Here is a 23,454-nt window from a genome sequence, read left to right on the forward strand (position 1 = left end):
CACAGTTGCCGAGACAGCTCCCTAAACTGCCGACGCCCCCCTCGTCACCGCTTCCGCAATTCCCCCAATAGAACTGATAGAAGCTGCTCGCGGCCGCGAAGTCCTGCGCAAATGCGCACGACACTCGCGGCCGCTATGGATGTTTGTCTTGCAGTTGCCTCTTTCATCGACCACCCGACGAACACCGGCGGGGCAAACGAGACGTGGCAACACGGCGACGACCTGTGGCCGCGCCTGGCGTTGACTGATAGCAGTCGCGATTTCTTCCACATTGCACTCGCGGTCTAGTCGCGTTGATCGTCGCGTTGACCATCGGCGCTTCGTTGTTTCATGCGAACCGGGTACGTACTGCAATGGCCGCAGCCGGAAATTCACCGGAAGGTCGGTCGACACTTGCGGGTCTGATTCACGCTGCCGTCTGCGTTGTCGCAATAGACGCCCTGGCACTGGGCGGCGACCGGCTGCGTGCGCTCACTATCATCCCCGCTCATATCTTCAGCGCCCTGCTCACATGCGGCGTCGGAATATATCTGGTGGGGTCCGTGCGCAGATGGTTCGACAGGGAGTTGTTGCCCAAAACAGAAATGAGTCCCGGCATGCGGGCGTCGTTGCTCACGTTGTTTGCGAACATCGGTTACGTGCTCGTCGTGCTGCAGTCCTTGTCTGTGCTAGGCGTCAGATGGCACAACCTTGCATGGATAGTCAGTGCGTTGTCGGTGGGAATCGGTTTCGGTCTACAGGAGATCGCAAAGAACTTTATCTCAGGACTCATCTTGCTCGCGGAGTGGCCGGTGAAGGTGGGGCGACATGATCAGTATCGCCGGCATCGAGGGGGACATACGGCGCATTAGTGTGCGTGCCACTCAGATCCAGCTTGCAGACAGGTCAACCGTGATCGTGCCGAACTCGCAGCTCATCTCGCAGAACGTGCGCAACGTCACGATGGGAAACACCACACAGGGTATCGCCTCCCTAGTGCTCATATTCGCCCTCGGCGTCGAGCCGGAGCAGGTCCTGCCACATTCTTCTCGATGCTTGCAGGGATCACCCTTCGGTTCTGGCGCATCCGGCGCCATCCGTCATGTTCAGTCAGTTGACGCCCGAAGGCATCACGCTCACGGTCAACGGGGCATTTAAGGAGTCCTAGGAACGCTCCCGGCATCAAAAGTGAACTCATGTTCGCCATCCTGAAGCGGCCCCGTGCCGCGGATATCCCTTTGTCGAACCTGCGAACGGTTTTGCTCCATGCACCGCACCGGGGTGCCTCCGCAATGGGCGTGGCGGGGCTGCGGGCGGGCCGTCCCGTGGCAGTTCTTCAGGCGCAACGAGCGTATCGGCGAACGCCCGGAATACTGCGGAGCGGCGTCGAGGCGTAGCGCCGGTCTTTCCGGCTAAGGCGCAGCGACGACGGCTCCCTCACTATCTGGCGACGAACGTTGCATACCCGGAAACAATGAATTTATGTAAGCCGTTTGAAATACGCGGATAAGAAGATTACGCTCCTCGAGACCATAGGCAGAAAGATCCCCAGATTCTCCCGAGGTCGTTTCCAGATAATCCGCGCCATTGTCTCCGACGCCCAATATAGGAAGTTCATCATGGCGAACGCATCCATGCCCGTTTTCACGGTCGTGTCAGTCCTCCCTCTTTCCACTGTCAGATCCGCAGAGAACAACGATCCTTTGGCGCGTGAACTGGCGCGCAAAGCCAGCGTTCAACTGCAGCAGGCGGACTGCGAACGCATCGATGGCTATTCGCCCAGTCCTGCGGACATGCACGTGACTTTGGCGAGCCTGGCGGCTCGACAGCAGGCGTTCAGCAGAGCCAGCGCAGTGAAATACGATTCATCGGTTTCCGGCGCAACAACTGCGTCGCGCCTGGCCTCCTATCGTTCGATTTATCAGGAAAGTTGATTGGACGTCGAAGCGCGCTATAGGCAAACCTTTCCAGTCTTGTCACGTCTTGCGTAACGCGACGCCGGTGTAGGACGTCGAACAAAACTGTGCTTCCGTCAGCTGCATCGGTACGTCGGCAAGTTAGTGGTCCTTCGCGTTCCTGTCTGGAATCGCCAGCCGTTGTGCGCCGGATCGCGACTAAATCCGCTTCATTGAATAGGGACACTGCTGTGCGATTGAGGATAGTTATACATTTTTTGGCAACTATAACCGCATGCTTGTGTGGCAGTGCGCAAGCGCATACGCGCATCGGGGTAGTGGTAGGGGTGCCGCCTCCGGTCATGATCGCGCCCGCGCCGATGTTCTACGCAGCGCCATCCCCCGTCGTCGTCCAATCGATCCAGCCATCGCCGACGACCGCGTATGTTGAAAAGGCCCAGGAAAGTCCGGCGGTGGGCTCGTGGCGGTATTGCCCAGCGACGAAGAAATATTACCCATACGTCAAGGAATGTTCGAGCGGTTGGGTAGAGGTGCCTGCGAAACCGGCCGGGACGAAATGACATGACTAGGAACAATTTGATTTCCCTGATTCCGAGCGCGAAACGGGGCTTATTCGTCGTAGTTGCAATGACTATCGCAACCGGTATCGTCGCGCTCGCCGGTTGCGCTGCCACGCCGATGGCCCCCACAGTGATGGCGCTGCCCGGCATCGGCAAATCGTTCGAACAATTCCGCAGCGATGACGCGATGTGCCAGCAATTCGCTTCCGGGCAGACAGGCGGCGCCAACACTCAATCGGCCTCAGGAAGCAGCGCGCTCGGCGGTACGGCCGTCGGCACCGCGCTTGGTGCCGCCGCCGGTGCCGTGTTCAACGGCCGCCGTGGCGCGGCAGTCGGTGCAGGTATGGGCTTGCTCGGTGGCAGCATGATCGGCGCCGGCATAGCACAGCGTGCCGCCACCTGCCTTCAAACTCGCTATGACCAGGCGTACATTCAATGCATGTACGCAAATGGCGGGCGTGTGCCAGTCCCGGGCGCCGCCGCTGTATCTCAGACTCGCGACGAAGCACCGCCACCTCGGCCGGCCTACAATGCGCCACCTCCGCCGGCCTACGACACGCCCCCGCCACCGGGTTACTTGTGAGTCTCCTGTTGAGGCTAGCGGCCTGGCACGCGTTCCCCGCCGTGGCGCACAGCTGCCTTGAACCGTTTCCAGCCACTTTCGGGACAGCGCGTCTCCCGGTCTTCGCGGGCGCGTGCTCGATTTGTTGGTTTTCTCCAGAGATCGACGCAAGATCAACCTATTGCGATAAGTTACTTGCAATTTAGACACAACTACTTGTGTGAGCGACGCGACTTTTCCCGTGAAACGCGAATCGAAATGCTCCCATTAAGATAACTCTTTCTGTCACCGGACTGTTCTTTGCCCATGCGACGCTCGCAGGGGGCGTCCTTCCACAAGGCGGCACTTACGTTGCCGGCGCGGGCACGATAGCCAGCCAGGGGAATGGTCTCTTGATCACGCAACCGGGTTCGACGCGCGGCGTGATTGACTGGAACAGTTTCTCGATCGGCAGGCACAACAGCGTGACGTTCGACAACGGTTCGGGCGCGATCCTGAACCGGGTGACGGGTGGCACACCTTCGGCCATTCCCGGCAGCCTCAGTGCGACGGGAAGCCTCTATGTGACCAATCCGTAGGGCATCGTCGTGGGGTCTTCGGGCGTAATCACAACGGGCGGACGTTTCGTCGCGTTGACGCTGGACATCTGCAACGACGCCGGGCATTCAGGGAATCAATATTGCGTCTCTCCAGAATCGATTTGACTCGTCTATCGCTAAAACGCGATCATCTTCCAAGCTTCGCCCTGATTGATCGAATCAGATAAGCAATCGTACGGAGTCAGTCGAGCATCGCACGAGTATGCCACTCGCATATCACAAAACAAGCGACCGAAGTTGAGGCAAAGAGACATCTTACATTTAGCCGAAAGTTATGGACTTTGGTCGGTTGCCCATGGATGGCCCGACTCGCTGCTGATAAATACGACGCGCCCCCAGTCCAGCTCCGCCGTTTTTGGCACGTAACGCGCGCGGGTCGAACGCCGCTAATCAGGTTGAGTTGGAGGAAGTCTAGGCATTCACTATCGTCCTGCGCGAAGAAGTCGTTCGGGCGCTCTGTCCCTGCGTTGTTGACGAGAATATCGGCCAGCGGCTGGACGCATTTCGCTCAGCGCGGCATCGACCGTTCCCAGGTCCGGCCGTTCACTACGACGACAGAGCCTGCGCGCGCCAGCCCTTTCGCAATCGGGCGACCGATGCTGGCGGTGGAATCCGTTACGATCGCCTTGCCATTCAATTTGACCTTCATGGCACTTATCTCCGTTCGACTTCCGCTTCGGCGGCTCGGCCGAGGAATTCAACGCATCCTTGCGTCACAGCGATAGAGCGCGCCTGGATTCCTGCTGCCGACAGCTCCACGAAGAACTGGCATTGCTGCGTCTCTCCGGTCAGAAGATGACAACCATTCTGGCTCGGCGTGATCACCCAACCGTGATAGGCGCTCGAACCCGTTTCATCGCCATCGTGCATCGCCAACGTTACTCGGACTAGTCGATAAGCGCGGACCACTCTGCAGAGCGGCCAGCGGCACCTTCGTCGCCTACCACGGTTTCCTTTGCTTCTTGAAAAAGTCCCTTCAGAGATGCGGCTTAATCTTAGGTACCCGTTTGACTAGACTGTGTTCACTGATCTACGAACAGGGCTGTTCGTAAAGGAAACCAACCAAAGTCTGGAGGTAAGTACCATGAAGTCCCTTATTCAAGCTGTTGTCGTTGCTGCTGCCCTTGCTGTTCCTGTCGCTGTGTTCGCTCGATCGAACCAGCCAGTCACCCGCGCGCAGGTGCGCGCCGAACTGGTCAAGCTTGAAAAGGTCGGCTATAACCCGGCTCGCGGCACAGACCCGTTCTACCCCGCCGACATCCAGGGAGCTGAAGCGAAGGTGGCGGCGCAGCAAGCCAAAGCGAACGACGGTTACGGTGGTGCTGCGAGTGGTTCTTCCGATGCAGGACGCCCCGCAGTGTCGAGCGAGAGCGTGGACACGATTTACAGCCATCAGTGACGCATCGATATGGGATGTACGGCAGACGCTAAAGCTTCTGGCTTGAGCATCCAGTCTGGGCGCGCACTACCCGGCGCGTTCCTACATAAATATCCGGCTCGCTAGCGCGGCAATGTCCGGCAGCGGGCCAACCTCGCATCGAATGCCTGTCGGACATTGGCCCGAGATGGCCTCGCGCCCACACTTCATGGCGGTGGAGCGAAGTTCCGATGCGCGGTTAAGTGCGTGCCTCTAAACCACGATAGAGGTGGACGCACTTGCGCCCTGCGCCTCCGTGGCGGATGACACGTTTCAGCGCGGCACGTGCGCGGTTTCAATCGTAACAATTGCGAAGATGTCTCCTGCTTTTCTCACGCGGCCCAGGCAAAGCACGGCTCTGCCCGATTAATTGGCAATCCGTTGCAAGTCGAAAACCGCTTACCAGCAGGCGTTTTTTAATCGATGACATCAAGCAGATTTCAATTGTAAATCGGGAGATATGGACAACCTGCTCAAGGGGAACAAGAATTAGCCCCGAACGCAGGCAAGAACCAACCGGACATTGCCTGAGCGCAACCACCGCGCGCTTGCGAACGGCTGCCGCCGATGTCATCTGGAAAAATTGTGGAGCATGTTATGAGCACGAGTAACGCACTGACCGCACGTCAAATCCTTCAGGATCCCCGCCGCAACCGCGGCACATCGTTCAGCGAAGAGGAGCGCCGCCGCTATGGGCTCGAGGGGCTGCTGCCTCCCGCGGTGCTGCCGCTCGATCGGCAAATTGCCCGAGTCAAGGCCGAAGTCGCAGCACTGGACAACGACTTGCAGAAATACCTGTTGCTCTCCGATCTGCAGGCGCGCAATGACACGTTGTTCTATGCGACGGTAATGTCCGATCCCGCCCAGTTCATGCCGATCGTCTACACCCCGACCGTTGGCGAGGCGTGTCAGAAGTTCGACCATATCTTTCGTGCGACGCGAGGCGTGTACCTTCCCATCACGGCTCGCGGCCGTGTCGACGAACTGCTCGCCAACTGGCCGGTCGAAGACGTTCGCTTTATCGTAGTGACGGACGGCGAGCGCATCCTGGGACTGGGCGACCTGGGCGTCGGGGGCATGGGCATTCCGATCGGCAAGCTCGCGCTCTATACCGCGTGCGCGGGTGTGCCACCGGAAGCCTGCCTGCCGGTCATGCTCGACGTAGGGACGAATAACCAGGCACTGCTGGACGACCCGCTATATCTCGGCCTGCGCCGTCGGCGCGTACGCGGCGAACAATACGACGCATTTCTGGCGGAATTCGTCGAAGCGGTTCAGTTGCGCTTTCCAAAGTGCTGTATTCAGTGGGAAGATTTTGCGAACTTCAACGCGGTCTCGCTGCTCGCCCGTTACCGGGATCGCATCTGCACGTACAACGACGACATTCAAGGCACAGCCGCGATCGGCCTCGCCGGCATCTACGGCGCGCTGCGCATCACCGGTCAGAAGCTCTCGGAGCAGCGCTTTCTGTTCCTCGGCGCAGGCGCCGCGGCAACCGGTATCGCGGGCCTGATCGCGCAGGCGATGATGCAGGAAGGCCTGTCGCGCGAACAAGCGCTGCAACGCACTGCGCTGTTCGACGTGAACGGCCTGCTGGTGAGTTCGCGCGACGATCTGGCTGACTTCCAGCGCCCCTTCGCGCTCGACCACGCTCCGGTCGACCGCTTCGTCGACGCGATCCAGGCATTGCGCCCGACGGGCATCATCGGCGTGAGCACCGTGCCCCATCTGTTCGACAAGGATGTGATCGAGGCCATGAGCGCGCTCAACGAGCGGCCCATCATCTTCCCCTACTCGAACCCGACCTCGCGTTCCGAATGCACGGCCGAAGAGGCTTATCGCTGGTCCGATGGTCGTGCGATCTTCGCGAGCGGCAGCCCGTTCGCGCCGGTGACGTTCAACGGCCGCACCTTCGTCCCGGGGCAAGGCAACAATGTCTATATCTTCCCTGCACTCGGCATGGCGATCTACGCGACCGAGGCCACGCGCGTGACCGATGAAATGTTCATCATTGCCGCGCAGGCAGTGGCCGAACAGGTATCCGCCGCCGACCTGGACAAGGGATTGATCTATCCGCCTCAGCAATCGATTCTCGAAGCTTCGCTGCGCGTCGCCACGCGCGTGGCGAACTTCATCCATGACCGAGGCTTTGCCCGTGCCCCGCGCCCGGCCGACATGGCGGCTCACATCCGCGCCTGCGCATATCGTCCGGATTATCCAGGCGTCGTGGACTTCAGCGCCGCCGCATGACCGCGTCTCAAACTGCGCCGCGCGGCGCAGTTCGGCGCACCGACATCAAGCCCACTGAAACGAAGGTGCCTGAATGCATCGCATAGTTATCGTAGGCGGTGGAGCCGGCGGCCTCGAGCTGGCGACCCGGCTGAGTAACCGCTTCGGCCTGCGCAAGCGTCAACGCGAGCGAAATGTTTGCGTCACGCTGGTCGACCGTCAACCCGCCCATATCTGGAAGCCCCTGCTGCATAAGGTGGCAGCTGGCAGTATGAGCCCGGCCTCCCACGAGCTTTCGTATGCCGCCCAAGGTCGCTGGCACGGATTTGATTTCCAGCAGGGCGAACTGGTCGGGCTCTCGCGTTCGTCCAGGCAGGTGATGCTCGGGGCCGTGCGCGACGATCACGGTGTCGAGTTGCTGCCGGAGCGCGCGCTCGACTACGACACGCTGGTGGTTGCGATTGGCAGTACGACTCAGTATTTCGGCGTAGAGGGCGCGGCCCGTCATGCGATCGCGCTCGATTCGGTCGCCCAGGCCGAGCGCTTTCGCAGGCGCTTCATCGAAGCGTGCAGGCGGGCCGGCGGCGCGCGCGGCAGTGACAACGCCGCCGTCGCGCCGCGCATGCAGGTGGTCATCGTCGGTGCAGGGGCAACGGGTGTCGAACTGTCGGCGGAGCTGCGCGACGCCGCCTACGAGTTGTCGCAATATGGACTTCACGATCTCGACCCGACGCACGATGTGGGAATCGTCGTCATCGAGGCGGGGCCGCGCATCCTGCCAGCGCTTCCAGAGCGCGTGGCACGCGCAACGGCCGAACGTCTCGGCCAATTGGGCGTGACGTTGATGGTTGGAGAGTCCGTCGCGCGCGTGCTCCCCGGCAGTGTCGTCACGGGCAGCGGCAAGCACATACGCGCGGACTTGACGGTCTGGTCCGCTGGCGTGACCGCGCCGCCCGTGCTTTCCCTGCTCGACGGCTTGAACATCAATCGGCGTGGCCAACTGGTTGTGCGCGATACGCTCCAGTCCGAAACCGACGAAGACGTCTTCGCGCTCGGCGACTGCGCAGCATGCGAATGGCCGGGAAAAAGCGGTGGCGTGCCGCCGCGCGCGCAAGCGGCGCATCAGCAGGCCGCTTTTCTAGTCGAAGCGCTCACATCCCGCGTTGAGGGCAAGACGCTGCCACAGTTCCGGTATCGCGACTTCGGGTCTCTGGTTTCGCTGAGCCGATTCGGCGCGGTTGGAAACCTCGTCGCGGGCAGCGGTGAGGGCCTGTATGTCGCCGGCCTGATTGCGCGCGGCTTGCACGCGTTGCTCGAGCGCATGCACGTGGCGGCGTTGTACGGCATCCGGCGCATGGTGCTCGACACCATGGCGAACTGGCTGCGCCGGGCGACGAGCCCTCGCATCAAGCTGCATTGATGATGACACCCGACCAGCATTCTTATATTCCCTAGCGCTAACCCCAGGTTCGGCACGGTGCCGGACCCACTTTCAGCTCCACAGAAGCTATGAATTTCCACACCAGAAAATGGATCAAGCCGGAAGACCTGAACCCGAACGGCACGCTGTTCGGCGGCAGTCTGCTGCGCTGGATCGACGAAGAAGCCGCCATTTACGCGATTTGCCAATTGGAAAACCAGCGCGTGGTGACCAAGTTCATGTCGGAGATCAATTTTGTCAGCTCCGCGCGCCAAGGCGACATCATCGAACTGGGCATGACCGCGGCCCACTTTGGCCGTACGTCAATCACGCTGCGCTGCGAAGTGCGCAACAAGATAACGCGCAAGAGCATTCTGACGGTCGAGAAGATGGTTTTCGTGAACCTCGGCGAGAACGGCGAGCCGGCACCGCACGGACGCACACGCATTCGCGATGCGGACGAGGCATTCGCGCGGTATCGCATGAGCAATGCGCCGGCCGCGCAGAGTGTGATCGTCGAGGAAGCCGCTGCGCGTGTCGAAGTTGACACGATGCGCTGACTGGCCTGCCCGAATTCGATGGCGGTAGCTATCCGGCCGAGGAGGCTGCCAAAAGCCTTTCGCGCAAAACGAAAGAGAGCAAAATATCGATCTCGTCCTGCTTTACGAGGGTCGGAATTTACGCGCCCATCAATGGGGGAGTTCGAACTGCCCATCCTGGCCTTATCTCACGGGATTCGAAACACGCGCCCGCAGCACTGCATGCTACAGCGAGCGATGGTAGATTCTCTCGAAACCACCGCTGTACTTGTCGGCCGTAAGCGACGATCAGCAACGGTTGACTGAAGCGCCAGCGCAACCGGCGACAAGGCCGGCATTCGTGCGGGTCGTTACGGTTTCTAAGCGAGCACCCGGTCATCGAGCGCAAAGCCGCGGTGCCCCGGTTCCCCACAAACGTCCGCCCGACGCCCGTATCGATAAGACCCTACAGCGTGACGCCGCTCTGCGTGCGAGCCGCAAACGGCAAATTCGTCGCTGAAAAAAAATCGTCAACTTTCGCTTTTTCATCCGACAGGTTCCCTCGGTAGGCAAATCGCCGCACAGTCAAACGGAAAGCCGCTCTTTCGTTAGCGCCAGCTACCTTCCCGTTTCCCTAATTGCGCCGCTTGTTACGGCTGCAACTACCATCATTCCCCGCGTTTCAATTGCAATGGCAACGCTCAAATCCGAAACGCTCCGATAACCGCTCGCGGGTCAAATGCTTGTCATCGGGAAGCGCAGTCGAATATCGGAAACGGCGCTCCCGACTCGGGTGCCGCTGCAGTCCAGCGGCGTTGAATCTCTCGACAGTCCAGACACGGCGTCGCAATTGGATAGATAAAGGAACGCAGATGAATCGCAGGGAAATGATGCAATCCACCCTTCTTGCCTCGGTGGCGCTTGCCAGCACCGGAGCGTTTGCACAATCGGCTGGTGCGGGTGCATCGGCATCCGCGTCGGTGGCGGGTTTCCGCCAGGAAACTGACAGTATGGGCATCGTCAATGTGCCTGCCGACAAACTGTGGGGTGCGCAAACCCAGCGCTCGCTCGAGCACTTCAGTATTGGCCCCGATCTGATGCCCAGGGAGATGGTCACCACGTATGCGATCCTGAAGAAGGCAGCGGCCAACGTCAATTACTCCGAGAGGCGGCTCACTGACCAGCAGCACGACCTGATCGTCAAGGTGTGCGACGAAATCATCGACGGCCAGCACGCCGACATGTTCCCGCTGCACGTATGGATGACCGGCAGCGGCACGCAGTTCAACATGAACGTGAACGAGGTGATCTCCAACCGCTGTTGCCAGATCGCGGGCACGCCGCTCGGCAGTCATACGCCGGTTCATCCGAACGATCACGTGAACATGTCGCAGTCGTCCAATGACTCTTTTCCGACCGCGATGTACATGGCCGCGGCGATCAACGTGAAGCGCCGCCTGATGCCCGCCATAGCGAACCTGCGGGATTCCATCGGCGCGAAGGCGAAGGAGTGGATGGACATCGTCAAGGTCGGTCGCACGCACATGCAGGACGCAACGCCGATCACGCTTGGTCAGGAGTGGTCCGGCTACGAGGGCATGCTGACCGACAACCTCGAACGGCTCGACGATGCGCTGAAGGGAACCTATCGCCTTGCCCTGGGGGGCACTGCCGTAGGCACCGGCCTGAACACCACGCCGCAATTCGCGCCCGCTGTCGCGGCGGAGATTGCGCGCCTCACGAACCTGCCGTTCGTGACCGCTCCGAACAAGTTCACCGTGCAGGGCGCTCACGATGCGCTGATTCATCTGTCGGGCACCATGCGCACGCTGGCGGTTTCGCTCTATAAGATCGCTAACGACATCCGGTTGATGTCGTGCGGGCCCCGTGCCGGCTTCGCAGAACTGATCATTCCGGAAAACGAGCCCGGCTCGTCGATCATGCCCGGCAAGGTCAACCCCACGCAGGCGGAGGCGCTCGCGATGGTGGCCGCGCATGTGATGGGCAGCGACGTTTCCACGGGAATCGGCGGCGCAAGCGGATACCTGGAAATGAACGTGTACAAGCCGCTGATCATTTTCGACATCACGCACTCGATCACGATCATGACGGACTCCAGCACGAACTTCCGCAAGTTCCTCGTGGAAGGCACAAAGCCGAATCTGAAGAAGATCAAGGAGTACGTGGACCGCTCGTTGATGCTCGTGACTGCGCTGTCGCCGGTCATTGGTTACGACAAGGCTTCGAAGATCGCGCACTACGCGTACGACAATGACCTCACGCTGAAGGAAGCGGCACTCAAGCTCAATTACGTGAGCGAAGCGGACTTCGACCGGATCGTCGATCCGCGCAAAATGGTGACGCCTTACGTTGCGCACAAATAGGGCGCGACGTATCAGCGATGTCATTTACAAGCGGGGAGCCCCGACTCGGACTGGATGGTGCTCGGGCTTCCGCCGTCAGGAAACGAAGATGGAATCAGTGAAAGCGCATCCGGCAATCGCGATACTGCTCACGTTGTGCGGCGGATTTCTCGATGCGTTCACATTTGTCGGTCACGGCCGCATATTTGCGAATTCGATGACGGGAAACATCGTGGTGACGGCGGTCAGTCTCGCCGCCGGAAACCGCGGCGCAGCACTTGCGCATCTGGTGCCTCTGGGCGGATTTGCTGTTGGGGTGTTCGGCGCGCACCTGTTGCGTCTGGCTGCTTCACGAGACGAATCGCTTTCAGCCATCGTTGCGCTGCTGCTCGAAGCTGTGTTCCTCTTCGCCGCCGCAATAGTCGGCATGCCGCAGCTATTGCTGATACCGGGAATCTCATTCGTTGCCGCTTTGCAGACGACCATTTTCACGCATTCCGGCACACAGCCTTACTCGTCGGTCATGACGACAGGGAACTTGCTGAGGACCTTGCAAGGTTTCTTTCGATCGACGATACCGCGGCGCGATTTCGCAGGAATCCGCAGCGCAGCTGTGCTCGCAACAATATGTTTCTGCTTCGCCTGCGGTGCTACGGCGGGTGCCGTCGCGACGCAACGGTTTCACGATATCGCGTTGCTCGGCCCTTCGTCCCTCGCGTTCATCGCACTGATCTGTCTTGTCGCGCTGAAAACCCGCAATTGCAGGCAAGAAGCTTAACTTTACATATACGGGCTACCAGCCCAATTTCCGGTTCGTCACAACGGCCGCATTTTTAAGGAGCATTGTCATGGGATCGCTGAGTATCTGGCATTGGTTGATTGTTTTGGTCATCGTTTCTCTGGTCTTCGGAACGGCGAAGTTACGAAATATCGGCTCCGACCTTGGCTTTGCGGTGAAGGGCTTCAAGGATGGCGTCAGAGAAGCCGAGTCACTTTCGCGAAGCGCTAACGCGGAGCTCACGGGTGAGCGCGGCGGACGCGGCCATTGATCTTCAGCGACGCTTCGTTGCCCGCCGTTTCACCATTTTGGAGAGCAGTCGATGTTAGACGTGGATTTTTCGAAATTGCTGTTGATCGCGGCGGTCGCAGTCGTCGTGCTTGGGCCCGAGCGCCTGCCGCTTGCTGCGCGCGCGTTGGGTGTCCTCATTGGGCGTTCGCGGCGATACCTCGATGATCTCAGGTCGCAGGTCACCGAGGATCTCGAGCTCGGGCAACTGCGCGCAATGAAATCGCAGATCGAGTCGGGCGTACAGGAATTCGCCGCGCTCGCGGACCGAGGCGGGTCGCTTGCGCGCAACGCCGTGACTTTGCTGGACGCGGACACGTCAGAGACCCCGATGGCCGCTCTACCCGAGCACGATCAAGCGGTTAGGCGCGCGCGGCTATCACGTCGTGCAACGGAATCATGGCGTGCGAATGCACCTACGACAGGCGCAGGCGATGGGCACCCTCCGCGCCGGAACCGCCGACACAACGGTGCTGCGCAGCCGCGTCCGCTACGCCATGCGGCCGCCAGAAGAAGGAACCGCATCCTGATGGGAATCGCCCGGTGACAGCGGGAAACGCAAAAGGTGACACACGATGAGCAGTACACGAAAACTCCCGTACGGAGCCGATGAGAAAGCCGTCCAAACCGACCAGCCGTATCTGACCCACATCGTGGAGCTGCGCCGGCGTTTGATGAGAGCAGCCGCAGCGGTCCTCGGGGCTTTCGTGGGACTCGTATACTGGGCGCCGGAAATCTTCCGCCTAGTAGTGCGGCCTCTGGCCGACAACCTGCCGCAAAACGGCAAGCTCATCGTCACGGACGTCACGGGCTCGTTCTTTGTGCCCATGAAAGTCACGATGATGGTGGCATTCGTCGTCGCGTTGCCTGTCGTGTTGCATGAGTTGTGGTCGTTTGCGGCGCCGGGCCTCTACAGGCATGAAAGGAAGCTCATCGGGCCGCTCGTGGTCTGCAGCTATGCACTGTTTCTCGCCGGGATGGCCTTTTCATATTTCCTTGTATCTCCCGCGATCCTTCATCTGATGGCGCACTATAACGCGCCGCTCGGCGCTCAGATGATGACGAACATAGACCATTACCTGCGCTTTACCGTTCGCTTGTTCATCGCGTTCGGCGTGGCTTTCGAGGTGCCGGTCGTCATCGTCGTGCTGGTCCGCAGTGCGCTCGTGGATATCGCCAAATTGAAGCAGATTCGTCCTTACATAATCGTCGGCGCATTCGTCGTCGCCGCAGTCGTGACGCCGCCCGATGTCATATCGCAGTTGCTCCTTGCTGGCCCGCTCGTGCTCCTTTACGAGCTCGGGATCGTGGCAGCAAGGATGTTTGGCAGCATCGGGAAATCGGCTGACCAGTGACGCGCAGGTAGGTCGATGGCGCACTCAGGCCAATTCGTGACAACCGAAAAGGATCGATTGTGGAAGATCGAAAAAGGGTGTTGGTGATGGAGGACGACACATCAATGCGGGCGCTGCTCTCCCTCACGTTCCGGGATGCGGGCTATGACGTGCTGGAGTCAGCGGGCGCGAGCGTTCCGGATTTCATAGTAAGCCCGATTGATCTTGCGGTGGTCGATATCAATCAGCCGAAGGCGATGGATCCTGAGCGGATCGCTCTCGTTCGGACTGTCTTTCCCTCGGTGCCAGTGATCGCGATTTCGGGCTATTTCCCGACACAGGCTCATGCCATGTCGATGCTTGCCAGCCGGTTGGGCGTAGAACGGGCGCTGGCCAAGCCGTTCAGGCGCGAAGCGTTGTTACAAGCCGCTGCGGCGTTGGTCGGCCGGGTCGCGAATGGCTCTGGGTGACGACGCGTGGCGCCGACGGCTGTGGCGATGCGAGCGCCTAGTCGGGCAGTAGATGCTTCAGCGTGCGCGCAAGTTCTGCCTTAGGCAACGGCTTGCGCAATTGCGCGTTGACGCCAGCCTCGCGCGCCTGGCTTTCCAGCGCGGGGCTGTTGAATCCGCTGACAAGAACGATGGGTATCTCGGCGCGTACAGAACGGATCATCCGGGCGAGTTCGACGCCGGTTATCTCCGGCATCGTCTGGTCCGTGACGACCGCGTCGAAGCGCTGAGGATCGGCGCGGAAGGCCTGCCACGCCGCGTCGCTGGAGACGAAGCCTGCCGGCTCGTAGCCCAGTTCCGCGAGGCGCTCCTCGCCGATCCGCACCAGCGCTTCTTCATCGTCGACGAGCAGGATGGTCTGCCCTTCACCGTGGGGGCAAGCCTCTTTGTCCCCGGGTGCTTGACTGGCATGCGAATCGATTGTCGGAAGCAGAAGCGTGAATTGGCTGCCTGCACCGACCACCGTCCGGACGTCGATGCCGCCGCCATATTCGCGAACGATCCCGTCGACGAGCGCCAGTCCCAACCCGGTTCCCTCAGCGGCTTTGCGCGTCGTGAAGAACGGATTGAAAATGCGTTCGAGCAGATCGGGCGTCATGCCTACACCGCTATCCGATACGGCGAGCCTCACGAAATGCCCCGCTTCCACGGCGCCATGCGACAGCGAGCATGCTGCGTCGAGCTCGAGCGTGTCGAGGACCACGCTGAGCGTTCCGCCGCCCGGCATGGCGTGGATCGCATTGACGCAAAGGTTGGTCACCAGCTGGTCGAGATGCGCCGGATCGCCTTCGATGTGGGCCTCCGGTGCGTTCAGTTCGACTTCCAGCCGGATGCCGGCTGGAAGGCGCACCTTAAGCATTTCGATCGAGTCGTGAACGACGGGCTGAACCTGTACGGGCTGCCGGGTGGTGAGTCCGCTGCGACTGAAGGTGAGAATCCGCTCGACCAGCGAGCGTGCGCGGTCCGCCGACTTGAGCATCTGCGCGACATAGTGGTGCTCTGGCGTCTGGTCCGCGAGTGCCTCGATCGCGAGCTCGCCATAGCCGACGATCGCGCCAAGAATGTTATTGAAGTCATGGGCAATGCCGCCGGCGAACGTGCCTAGCGCTTCCAGCTTCTGCGATTGCCTGAGCTGGTTTTCGAGCTGACGGCGCGCCTGCTCGTCCTCGCGGCGCTGCGTGACGTCTTCAACGGTCGCCACGATGATATCTTCCTGGCGTTCCGGGTCTTTATCCGTCGTCTCGTCCGACACAGTAACGCGCGCGAGCCGCACGTCTGTCCAGACTGTGTATCCGTCGCGGTGCTGGTAGCGTTTCTCGAAGCGAATGCTTGGCAAGCCATCTCGCAGCAGCCGCTCGACATGCTGCCGGGTGAGTTCGACGTCCTCGGGATGGGCGATGTCGGTGTCGGTCAGATTCTTGAGCTCCGTTGACGAGTAACCGACCATGCGTTGAAACGCGGGGTTGGCGGCGAGGTAGCGCCCGCGCGGCCGCAACAGCATGATTCCCGCCGGCGCGTTGTCGAACACGGCTCTCCAGCGTCGCTGGCTCAACTGGAGCCGGCGCGTGAAGCGTCCGAGTTGCTGCAGCCTCCTCATGAGCGCGAGGCCGAGCGCCGCCACGAGTAGCGAAAGCGCACTGGTGCCGATGAAGTCGTAGATCGTAGTTATGCGCCATGTCTGAAGCGCGAGCGCTTCGTCGCGGGTGACGTCGACCGTCAACTGGAATCCGGGCACCGGTTTGCGGGCGGAGAGTAACGGCCGCTCGCGCTCGCCCGGTTGCCTCCCGCTTATGGACGCCACGACCGGCGCGCCGTCCTCACGCCGGAGAGTGATGCCGGTGCGTTCGTCTGCATCGACCCGCCTGTAGAAGTCGCGAAAGTAGCCGTCTTCAATCAGGGCGACAACGGCGCCTTCGAATCGGCCATTTGCGTCCTCGAGACGGCTAGCCATCGCAAACGTAGGGCGCCCGTCGACCATGCTGACGAGCGGCTCGCTCACCACCATCGCGTTGCCAGATGCGCGCTGCACAGCCTTGAAGTAGGGCCGTTGTGAGACATTGGCGGCGGGGTTGCCCGGGAGGGTCGTCGCTATCCGCTGGCCCGTGGCATCGACGATGTCAAGTTGCCTGATCTGGGGTACGCCGGCGATTTCCTCGCGAAGAAAGCGGTTCACCGCCTGCCCGTCCGCTGGGTACTTTGCGTCGTGCGACCAGCCGGAAGTGCGCCGGAGTATGAATTCGACGCCCTGCAGCGATCGGGCTGTTTGCTCTGCGAGCGCGCTCGCGAGGCTCGACAGTTCCCTGGCGTTGGACTGAAGCACCAGTTGGCGCGATCGAAAGCTCTCTGTGACCGCGCCGATCCACAAAAGGAGTACCAGCAGGCACCCTGCTGCCAACAACCTGTACTGATGCGGCCATGCAAACCTGCGCCTGATTCTTTCCTTGCTCATCGAGGCTCTTGTGTTCAGTTCGCGACGATCGGACAAACGTGGCCGCGCCGTATTGCCGCGAGCATTTTCGATGGGGACAATTACCAGCAATGACCTAGCCGTTTCCGTTTCGGGCTACATCAATTGCGACCGAAAAGTCCCGCTAATCGCGTACTGCATGTTAAGCGCAGGGGACGCGGCGAGAAAGCTGCGGGTCAGCGCATTTCCCACTCGACCGGCGGGGCCAGCTTTTCAACTTGCGCGGTGAAGACATAGCCCGCGCCGCGTTCGGTTTTGATGTAACGCGGGTTAGATGGGTCTTCCTCGATTTTTCGGCGCAGCCGCAGGATTTGCACATCGATGGCGCGGTCGTAGACCTCGTCGTAGAGTCGGCTGGATTCGAGCAGTTGGTCACGCGTCAGGATCTGGCCGGGCGCCGCGAGAAACGCGGCAAGCAGCGAAAACTCGCCGTTGGTCAATCCCACCGTGCGGCCCGCTGGGGAGACAAGGCGCCGCGTGTTGATGTTCAGTTCCCAACCTGCGAAACGGTAGCCTCGCGGTTTTGCCTGCCGCCCGGTGGCAGCCTGCGTGTTCCTGGATCGGCGCAGAAGGGCACGAACACGCGCCAGCAGCTCGCGGCAACTGAACGGCTTTGTCATGTAGTCGTCCGCTCCCAGTTCCAGCGCCATCACGCGGTCTGCCTCTTCGTGGCGACCCGAAAGGATCAAAATCGGGAGCGATGATTTTTCACGGATGCGGCCGGCTATCTGGATACCGTCTTCGCCCGGCATGCGCAGATCGAGGATGATCAGATCGACGGCACCGTTTCCGAGCGCGGCCGCCATTTCTGCTCCGCTAGCCACGGCGGACACGCGAAAGTCGTTTTGTCCTAGGTATTCGGTCGTTATGTCACGAATTGCGGGGTCATCGTCGACGACGAGTATGTGAGGCAAGGTGATGTCGGCCATGACTGGAAACCTCGCGACAGTAAAGGCCTGGCAGCTAGCTCAAGCGATTTCGAATTGCCGATAGTCCGGCGACCGTCCTGTAAGGGAAAAGTCGGCGTATCGGTTTGATCGTACGCACATTTTAACGGCTCGGGGCGGAATCGGTAGAGACAATGCTATAGACCGAAGACCGCACAAACGACACTGGGCACTGAAAGCAGCGTTCCAGGAAAACCACCGAAAAACGGAACTGAACTGAACAGCCCCCTGCTCGGGCTGTTCACTATGTCGGAAGGAATGGCCGCGTGCGCGATGTAGCTACGCGCCACCGCGACCGTAGATTGCTTCACCCGACGTTACAGCTGTAACGCTCCAGCGCCGCCTCGAAACCGACTAGCAACATGCGAGACCCAAACTCCAGCCAACACTACTTCACTGGAGCGAGCGCGTGGAAACCTCTGCACTCCTGCTATCGCGGATACAGTTCGCCGCGACGGTTTCGTTTCACATCATCTTTCCGTCGTTCACAATCGGCCTCGCTGCGTGGCTGTCCGTGCTGGAGGCCATGCAGCTCGCGACCGGCAATCCCGTCTACCGGCGAGTGTTCGACTTCTGGCTGAAGATCTTCGGCGTCGCGTTCGGCATGGGCGTGGTGTCCGGCGTCGTCATGGCGTTCCAGTTCGGCACGAACTGGAGCGAGCTGTCGCGTGCGAGCGGACCGATTCAGGGGCCATTGCTCAGCTATGAGTCTTTCACTGCGTTCGCGCTCGAAGCCACGTTTTTCGGCGTCATGCTGTTCGGACGTAACCGCGTCAAGCCGTGGTTCTATCTGATGTCGTGCATGCTCGTGGCACTCGGGACCACGCTCTCGGCGTTCTGGATCCTCGTGAACAACTCGTGGATGCAGCATCCGGTCGGCTATGTCGTGCAGAACAGTGTCTATGTTCCCACCGACTGGGCCGCCATCGTCTTCAACAGCGTGGTGTGGGTTCGCTTTCCGCACATGTTGCTCGCGGCCTATCTGACCACGGCGTTCTGCGTCGCGGCCGTCGGCGCTTGGTACCTGCTCAAGGACACGAGCCGCGTGGAGGCCATCGTCATGTTCCGCATGGCGCTGGGCCTTGCCGCCGTGCTCGTGCCGCTGCAGATCCTGTTCGGCCACCTGACGGGCGACTACATCCATGATGACCAGCCCACCAAGTTCGCGGCCGTCGAAGGCCGCTGGGTCGACGAGCAGCCGGCTGCCGAAGTGATCTTCGCGGTGCCCGACGCCAAGGCCGAACGCAATCGCTACGAGTGGAAGATCCCGGTGCTCGGCAGCGTGATTGCCTCCGGCACGCTCGATTCGCGTGAGGTCGGCCTCAAGGATTTCCCCGTCGGCGACCGGCCGCCGATCCTTGTTCCTTTCTTCGCTTTCCGGATCATGGTCGGCTGCGGCATGCTGATGCTCGCCCTCGCCTGGATCGGCACGTACGTTGCACGGCGCGGCAAGCTTGAGGAACGCAAGTGGCTGCTGTGGCCAGTCGCCCTGAGCTTCCCGCTGGGCTTCGTCGCCATCCTCACCGGCTGGTTCACCGCCGAAGTCGGCCGTCAACCCTGGACCATCTGGGGCGTGCTGCGCACCGCGGACGCGATGACGCCCGGCCTCTCCGCTCACTTCGCCCTCGCGTCGCTGATCATGTATGTGCTCGTCTACGGGTTCATCTTCTGCTTCGGCGTCTACTACATCCTGAGCATCATCCGCAGCGGCGTTTTCAGCGGCAAGGTGCTCACCGTCTGGAACGGGCACGTCATTCCGCAGACGTACGAACCCCGTTTGCCCGCGACAACGCGCGCTTCATCGTCCAATCACTAATCGGGAGAACAACATGCTTGACTGGTTCTGGCTGTTCGAGCTCGCCTTCGCCCTCGCCGCCTATATCGTGCTCGACGGCTTCGACCTCGGCGTTGGCATTTTGAGCGGCTTCGCCGCGAGCACCGCCCGGCGCGACCAGATGGTCGCCTCGATCTCGCCCGTCTGGGACGGCAACGGAACCTGGCTCGTGATCGCGGGCACCATCCTGTTCGGAGCGTTCCCGTCGATCTATTCGATCGCGCTCCCGGCGCTCTACGCTCCGCTCTCCGCCATGCTGGCTGGCCTGATCATGCGCGGTGTCGCAATTGAATTCCGCCACAGGGCGCACGGTTCGCGCTGGGTGTGGAACGTGTTGCTGTTCGCGGGTTCGCTGCTTGCCGCATTCGCACAGGGTGTTGCGCTCGGCGCGTACGCGCAGGGCGTCCCTGTCGAGAACATGCACTACACCGGCAACGGCTTCGAGTGGGCCTCGGCGTTCCCGTTGTGGTGCGGTCTCGGCGCGGTGCTTTCGTATGGTCTGCTCGGTGCCGGCTGGCTGGTTCTCAAGGGCGAGCACGACCTGCGCCGGTTTGGCTGCTCGGCTCTGAACCGCCTGACGCCGATGACGGTCCTTGTTCTCGCCGCGATGTTCGCCGTCACGCTTTTCGACCATCGCGTGATCGAGGCGCGCTGGCAGCTTCACCCGGCGCTCTTCGTTCTGCCGCTGCTGAGCCTCGCGACGCTGGTCGGCCTGCCGCTCGCCGCGCGCCGTGGTGAAGGACGCACACCTTTCGTCCTTGCGGCGCTCAGTTGCGCGCTGCTTCTCGTGACGCTCGCGGCATCCTACCTGCCGTACGTCGTTCCGTTCGATCTCACGATCGACCAGGCAGCCGCACCGGCCTCCAGTCAAACCTTCATGTTCTGGGGCGCGGGTCTCTTCGTCCTGCCGCTAATCGTCGCCTATACGTACGTGGCCTATGCGGTATTCCGCGGCCGCGTCTCCAGCAATCCTGCCTATCACTGAATCGACCCTTCCATTTGAGGAAATGCTGCCATGAAGGTCGCTCTATTCGTTCCATGCTTCATCGATTCGTTTTTTCCCGATGTCGGCATTGCCACGCTCGAACTGCTCGAGCGCCTCGGCTGCGACGTCGACTATCCGCTCGATCAGACCTGTTGCGGTCAGCCCATGGGCAATAGCGGTTGCGAGAATCAAGCCGCCGCCACCGAAAATCTCTTCGTGCGCAATTTCACAGGCTACGACTACATCGTCGCGCCGAGCGGCAGCTGCGTGCACCACGTCCGCGACAACCTGACGGCGGCCGATCAGACCAGCGACGCGCAGAAGGTGCGCCGCAACACCTATGAACTCGTCGAGTTCATCCACGACGTCCTCGAGGTGCGCGAATTCCCTTGGGCCGAGTTTCCGCACAAGGTCGGTCTGCACAACAGCTGCGGCACGCTGCGCAGCCTGAAGACGGCCAGCATGTCGGAAATCGCGGGGCCCGTCTTTTCCAAACCGATGACGCTGCTGAGCGGCGTCAAAGGCATCGAGTTCATCAAGCCGGACCGGCCCGACGAATGCTGCGGTTTCGGCGGCACGTTTTGTGTCTCGGAGGAGCCCGTGTCGGCCCGCATGGGCGCGGACAAGGTGCGCGACCACAAGCGCAACGGCGCCGAATACATCGTCTCGGCCGACTCTTCGTGCCTGATGCACCAGAAGGGTTGCGCGGACCGCCTCGGGCTCGGTCTGAAGTTCATCCATATCGCCCAGATCCTGAATGGAGCACGAGCATGAAACGCGTCGATCACGTGGGTTTTTCGAAGAAGTTCATCGCGGACGAAAAGCACATCGAATTCCACGACAAGCGTCTGTGGGGGCTGCGCAGCGCCCGCGACATCGAAGTCCACGGCATTCCCGAATGGGAGGAAATGCGCTCGCTCGCCTCGGCGATCAAGGAGCACACGCTCACGCATCTGCCTGACTATCTCGAGCAGTTCGAGCGCAACGCTACCGCCAATGGCGTGAAGGTGCATTGGGCGAAAGATGCCGAGGAGCACAATCGCATCGTGTACGAGATCCTGAGCGAGCGTAACGCACGGGTGCTCGTCAAGAGCAAGTCGATGCTGACCGAAGAGTGCGAAATGCGCCCGTATCTCGAGGAGCGCGGCATCACCGTCGTGGAGACCGATCTCGGCGAGCAGATCCAGCAGCTCGACGACGAGATGCCCTCGCACATCGTCGTGCCGGCGGTCCACAAGCTCGCCACCGACGTCGCCAGGACCTTTGCCGAGAAGTTCGGCACGGACCCGAATGAAAAGGACATTCCGAAGCTCGCCGAAGCGCAGCGCAACGCCACGCGCCCGCTGTTCCTGAACGCGGACGCCGGCATGACCGGCTGCAATTTCGCCGTGGCGGAAACGGGCGGCGTCACGGTCTGCACGAACGAGGGCAACGCCGACCTCAGCGCGAACGTGCCGCCGCTGCATATCGCCTCAATCGGTATCGAGAAGCTCATTCCGAAGCTGGAGCATCTCGGCCTGTTTATCCGCATGCTGTCGCGCAACGCGCTGGGCTCGCCGATCACCCAGTACACGTCGCATTTTCGCGGGCCGCGCGAGGGCGGCGAGATGCATTTCGTGCTCGTGGACAACGGCCGCTCCGAGCGGCTCGCGATGGACGACTTCTGGTACTCGCTCAAGTGCATCAGGTGCGGCGCGTGCATGAACACCTGCCCGGTGTACCGGCGCAGCAGCGGCCTGAGCTACGGCGGCGTGTACTCCGGTCCGATCGGCGCGATCATCAACCCGACCTACGACCTGAAGAAGTACAGCTCGCTGCCATTCGCCTCCACGATGAACGGCAGTTGCACCAACGTCTGCCCGGTGAAGATCAACATTCACGAACAGATCTACAAGTGGCGGCAGATCATCGCCGAAAAGCACGAGCTGCCGTTCGTCAAGCAGGAAGCCATGATGGTCGCAGGCCAGGTGCTGTCGCACCCGAAGCTCTACCGCGCCGCGATCAAAACCGCCAACAAGGCCGTTTCCACGCTGCCGCGCGTGGTGCTTTACAACCCGCTCAACGAATGGGGCAAGAACCGCGAGGTGCCCGAAGCGCCGAGCGAAACCTTCCGTGACTGGTACCTGAAGAGGAACAAGAAATGAGCAGCCGTGATCTGATTCTCTCCCGTCTTCGCGAAGTGGCGCCCGCGCCGCGTCCGCTGCCGGAAGTGCCGATGTTCGACCAGCATCTTCCGCCCACGCTCGAGACGTTCAGGAAGTCGCTCGCGCGTCTTGGCGGTACCTGGTGCGACATGCCCGCCGATGGCGATCTCGAAGCCTGGGTCCGTTCGCGCTTCCCGCAGGCGCGCGTAGTCTGCTCCGCCGTGCCCGAGGTCGAGGGCACCCGCCGCATCGAGGATGTCGAGCGTCCGCACGATCTCGAGGATGTGGACGTGGGCATCGTGCGTCCCGCGTTCGCGGTCGCGGAAACCGGCTCCATCTGGCTGAGCGAGCACGAGTATCGCGTCAATGCGCTCGGCTATCTGTCGCAGCACCTCGTGGCGCTCGTCGATCCGTCCCATATCGTCGACAACCTTCACCATGCCTATCATCGGCGGGAGTTCTTCGAAGCCCGCTACGCATGCCTGATGAGCGGCCCGTCGGCAACGGCGGATATCGAGGGTGTGCTGATTCGCGGAGCCCAAGGCATCCGGTCGCTCACCGTGATTCCCGTGCCGCGAGCCAACGCGACCCGATAGCCGGACCCA

21 protein-coding genes and 2 pseudogenes are annotated in these 23,454 nt (G+C 61.2%); 19 read left to right on the forward strand and 4 right to left on the reverse strand.

All coding sequences use genetic code 11. The annotated features are described in order from the left end of the window. Nucleotides 1-278 precede the first annotated feature (278 nt). The 4 genes and pseudogenes from QFZ91_RS36600 to QFZ91_RS36615 form a co-directional block, all read left to right on the forward strand. Nucleotides 279-1,376 (forward strand): annotated as a pseudogene (locus tag QFZ91_RS36600) (mechanosensitive ion channel family protein); the annotation flags it as partial. Nucleotides 1,377-1,598: 222 nt separating this feature from the next. Continuing rightward, the gene (locus tag QFZ91_RS36605) at nt 1,599-1,913 is read left to right on the forward strand and encodes a hypothetical protein (RefSeq protein WP_429570253.1); all 315 of its coding nucleotides are present in this window, start codon (nt 1,599-1,601) and stop codon (nt 1,911-1,913) included. A 609-nt stretch (nt 1,914-2,522) separates the two neighbouring features. Next, nucleotides 2,523-3,038 (forward strand): YMGG-like glycine zipper-containing protein, encoded by a 516-nt coding sequence (locus QFZ91_RS36610; protein ID WP_429570254.1) that lies wholly within the window; start codon nt 2,523-2,525, stop codon nt 3,036-3,038. A gap of 245 nt (nt 3,039-3,283) precedes the next feature. After that, nucleotides 3,284-3,691 (forward strand): annotated as a pseudogene (locus QFZ91_RS36615) (filamentous hemagglutinin N-terminal domain-containing protein); the annotation flags it as partial. Between the two features lie 433 nt (nt 3,692-4,124). On the opposite strand, the gene QFZ91_RS36620 reads toward QFZ91_RS36615, so the two are convergent. Both QFZ91_RS36620 and QFZ91_RS36625 read right to left on the reverse strand, forming a co-directional pair. Further along, entirely contained in the window at nt 4,125-4,265 is a 141-nt protein-coding gene (locus QFZ91_RS36620; RefSeq protein WP_429570255.1) for a hypothetical protein, read from the reverse strand. Between the two features lie 5 nt (nt 4,266-4,270). Then, complete coding sequence (locus tag QFZ91_RS36625; protein WP_368598390.1) at nt 4,271-4,492, reverse strand: hypothetical protein; 222 nt, start codon at nt 4,490-4,492, stop codon at nt 4,271-4,273. A 208-nt stretch (nt 4,493-4,700) separates the two neighbouring features. On the opposite strand from QFZ91_RS36625, the gene QFZ91_RS36630 reads away from it, so the two are divergent. From QFZ91_RS36630 to QFZ91_RS36675, 10 genes are all read left to right on the forward strand, one after another. Continuing rightward, nucleotides 4,701-5,015 carry a DUF4148 domain-containing protein gene (locus QFZ91_RS36630; RefSeq protein WP_429570256.1) on the forward strand — a complete coding sequence of 105 codons (315 nt, stop codon included), beginning with the start codon at nt 4,701-4,703 and terminating at the stop codon, nt 5,013-5,015. Nucleotides 5,016-5,630: 615 nt separating this feature from the next. After that, nucleotides 5,631-7,283, forward strand: a complete 1,653-nt coding sequence (locus QFZ91_RS36635; RefSeq protein WP_429570257.1) for an NAD-dependent malic enzyme — start codon at nt 5,631-5,633, stop codon at nt 7,281-7,283. Nucleotides 7,284-7,356: 73 nt separating this feature from the next. Further along, nucleotides 7,357-8,682 (forward strand): NAD(P)/FAD-dependent oxidoreductase, encoded by a 1,326-nt coding sequence (locus tag QFZ91_RS36640; protein ID WP_429570258.1) that lies wholly within the window; start codon nt 7,357-7,359, stop codon nt 8,680-8,682. 89 nt (nt 8,683-8,771) lie between these two features. Then, nucleotides 8,772-9,242 carry an acyl-CoA thioesterase gene (locus tag QFZ91_RS36645; RefSeq protein WP_429570259.1) on the forward strand — a complete coding sequence of 157 codons (471 nt, stop codon included), beginning with the start codon at nt 8,772-8,774 and terminating at the stop codon, nt 9,240-9,242. Between the two features lie 830 nt (nt 9,243-10,072). Further along, the gene (gene fumC / locus QFZ91_RS36650) at nt 10,073-11,584 is read left to right on the forward strand and encodes a class II fumarate hydratase (RefSeq protein ID WP_429570260.1); all 1,512 of its coding nucleotides are present in this window, start codon (nt 10,073-10,075) and stop codon (nt 11,582-11,584) included. 88 nt (nt 11,585-11,672) lie between these two features. Continuing rightward, on the forward strand, nt 11,673-12,341 hold the full coding sequence (locus tag QFZ91_RS36655) for a YoaK family protein (protein ID WP_429570261.1): 669 nt from the start codon (nt 11,673-11,675) through the stop codon (nt 12,339-12,341). 70 nt (nt 12,342-12,411) lie between these two features. Next, nucleotides 12,412-12,612 (forward strand): Sec-independent protein translocase subunit TatA, encoded by a 201-nt coding sequence (gene tatA, locus QFZ91_RS36660; RefSeq protein ID WP_429570262.1) that lies wholly within the window; start codon nt 12,412-12,414, stop codon nt 12,610-12,612. Nucleotides 12,613-12,663: 51 nt separating this feature from the next. After that, nucleotides 12,664-13,176: a Sec-independent protein translocase protein TatB gene (gene tatB / locus QFZ91_RS36665; RefSeq protein WP_429570263.1), complete on the forward strand. Its 513-nt coding sequence runs from the start codon at nt 12,664-12,666 to the stop codon at nt 13,174-13,176. Nucleotides 13,177-13,204: 28 nt separating this feature from the next. Further along, nucleotides 13,205-13,984: a twin-arginine translocase subunit TatC gene (gene tatC, locus QFZ91_RS36670; protein WP_429570264.1), complete on the forward strand. Its 780-nt coding sequence runs from the start codon at nt 13,205-13,207 to the stop codon at nt 13,982-13,984. A gap of 59 nt (nt 13,985-14,043) precedes the next feature. Further along, entirely contained in the window at nt 14,044-14,433 is a 390-nt protein-coding gene (locus QFZ91_RS36675) for a response regulator (protein ID WP_429570265.1), read from the forward strand. Nucleotides 14,434-14,470: 37 nt separating this feature from the next. Here QFZ91_RS36675 and QFZ91_RS36680 read toward each other — a convergent pair whose 3' ends face one another. Further along, complete coding sequence (locus QFZ91_RS36680) at nt 14,471-16,921, reverse strand: ATP-binding protein (RefSeq protein ID WP_429570266.1); 2,451 nt, start codon at nt 16,919-16,921, stop codon at nt 14,471-14,473. A gap of 194 nt (nt 16,922-17,115) precedes the next feature. Further along, nucleotides 17,116-17,868, reverse strand: a complete 753-nt coding sequence (locus QFZ91_RS36685; RefSeq protein ID WP_368598401.1) for a response regulator — start codon at nt 17,866-17,868, stop codon at nt 17,116-17,118. 427 nt (nt 17,869-18,295) lie between these two features. On the opposite strand from QFZ91_RS36685, the gene QFZ91_RS36690 reads away from it, so the two are divergent. From QFZ91_RS36690 to QFZ91_RS36710, 5 genes are read left to right on the forward strand one after another with little or no spacing between them, the layout of a single operon-like run. Further along, nucleotides 18,296-19,702: a cytochrome ubiquinol oxidase subunit I gene (locus QFZ91_RS36690; RefSeq protein ID WP_429570267.1), complete on the forward strand. Its 1,407-nt coding sequence runs from the start codon at nt 18,296-18,298 to the stop codon at nt 19,700-19,702. A 13-nt stretch (nt 19,703-19,715) separates the two neighbouring features. Continuing rightward, the gene (gene cydB / locus QFZ91_RS36695) at nt 19,716-20,705 is read left to right on the forward strand and encodes a cytochrome d ubiquinol oxidase subunit II (protein ID WP_429570268.1); all 990 of its coding nucleotides are present in this window, start codon (nt 19,716-19,718) and stop codon (nt 20,703-20,705) included. A 30-nt stretch (nt 20,706-20,735) separates the two neighbouring features. After that, nucleotides 20,736-21,479, forward strand: coding sequence for a (Fe-S)-binding protein (locus QFZ91_RS36700; protein ID WP_176384753.1), 744 nt, complete (start codon nt 20,736-20,738; stop codon nt 21,477-21,479). Then, entirely contained in the window at nt 21,476-22,849 is a 1,374-nt protein-coding gene (locus QFZ91_RS36705) for a lactate utilization protein B (protein ID WP_368598404.1), read from the forward strand. The genes QFZ91_RS36700 and QFZ91_RS36705 overlap by 4 nt, the downstream gene beginning before the upstream one ends. Continuing rightward, nucleotides 22,846-23,445: a LutC/YkgG family protein gene (locus tag QFZ91_RS36710; protein ID WP_429570269.1), complete on the forward strand. Its 600-nt coding sequence runs from the start codon at nt 22,846-22,848 to the stop codon at nt 23,443-23,445. Before QFZ91_RS36705 ends, QFZ91_RS36710 begins: the two co-directional genes overlap by 4 nt. Nucleotides 23,446-23,454 lie beyond the last annotated feature (9 nt).

Source organism: Paraburkholderia sp. JPY419 (assembly GCF_050435705.1).
Taxonomy (GTDB): Bacteria; Pseudomonadota; Gammaproteobacteria; order Burkholderiales; family Burkholderiaceae; genus Paraburkholderia; species Paraburkholderia youngii.

Bases quoted from the DNA above. Each gene is read 5' to 3' on its own strand.
- QFZ91_RS36605 (WP_429570253.1), top strand. From the start codon at position 1,599: ATGGCGAACGCATCCATGCCCGTTTTCACGGTCGTGTCAGTCCTCCCT.
- QFZ91_RS36610 (WP_429570254.1), top strand. From the start codon at position 2,523: ATGACTATCGCAACCGGTATCGTCGCGCTCGCCGGTTGCGCTGCCACG.
- QFZ91_RS36620 (WP_429570255.1), bottom strand. From the start codon at position 4,265: ATGAAGGTCAAATTGAATGGCAAGGCGATCGTAACGGATTCCACCGCC.
- QFZ91_RS36630 (WP_429570256.1), top strand. From the start codon at position 4,701: ATGAAGTCCCTTATTCAAGCTGTTGTCGTTGCTGCTGCCCTTGCTGTT.
- QFZ91_RS36635 (WP_429570257.1), top strand. From the start codon at position 5,631: ATGAGCACGAGTAACGCACTGACCGCACGTCAAATCCTTCAGGATCCC.
- QFZ91_RS36640 (WP_429570258.1), top strand. From the start codon at position 7,357: ATGCATCGCATAGTTATCGTAGGCGGTGGAGCCGGCGGCCTCGAGCTG.
- QFZ91_RS36645 (WP_429570259.1), top strand. From the start codon at position 8,772: ATGAATTTCCACACCAGAAAATGGATCAAGCCGGAAGACCTGAACCCG.
- fumC (WP_429570260.1), top strand. From the start codon at position 10,073: ATGAATCGCAGGGAAATGATGCAATCCACCCTTCTTGCCTCGGTGGCG.
- QFZ91_RS36655 (WP_429570261.1), top strand. From the start codon at position 11,673: ATGGAATCAGTGAAAGCGCATCCGGCAATCGCGATACTGCTCACGTTG.
- tatA (WP_429570262.1), top strand. From the start codon at position 12,412: ATGGGATCGCTGAGTATCTGGCATTGGTTGATTGTTTTGGTCATCGTT.
- tatB (WP_429570263.1), top strand. From the start codon at position 12,664: ATGTTAGACGTGGATTTTTCGAAATTGCTGTTGATCGCGGCGGTCGCA.
- tatC (WP_429570264.1), top strand. From the start codon at position 13,205: ATGAGCAGTACACGAAAACTCCCGTACGGAGCCGATGAGAAAGCCGTC.
- QFZ91_RS36680 (WP_429570266.1), bottom strand. From the start codon at position 16,921: ATGAGCAAGGAAAGAATCAGGCGCAGGTTTGCATGGCCGCATCAGTAC.
- QFZ91_RS36685 (WP_368598401.1), bottom strand. From the start codon at position 17,868: ATGGCCGACATCACCTTGCCTCACATACTCGTCGTCGACGATGACCCC.
- cydB (WP_429570268.1), top strand. From the start codon at position 19,716: ATGCTTGACTGGTTCTGGCTGTTCGAGCTCGCCTTCGCCCTCGCCGCC.
- QFZ91_RS36700 (WP_176384753.1), top strand. From the start codon at position 20,736: ATGAAGGTCGCTCTATTCGTTCCATGCTTCATCGATTCGTTTTTTCCC.
- QFZ91_RS36705 (WP_368598404.1), top strand. From the start codon at position 21,476: ATGAAACGCGTCGATCACGTGGGTTTTTCGAAGAAGTTCATCGCGGAC.
- QFZ91_RS36710 (WP_429570269.1), top strand. From the start codon at position 22,846: ATGAGCAGCCGTGATCTGATTCTCTCCCGTCTTCGCGAAGTGGCGCCC.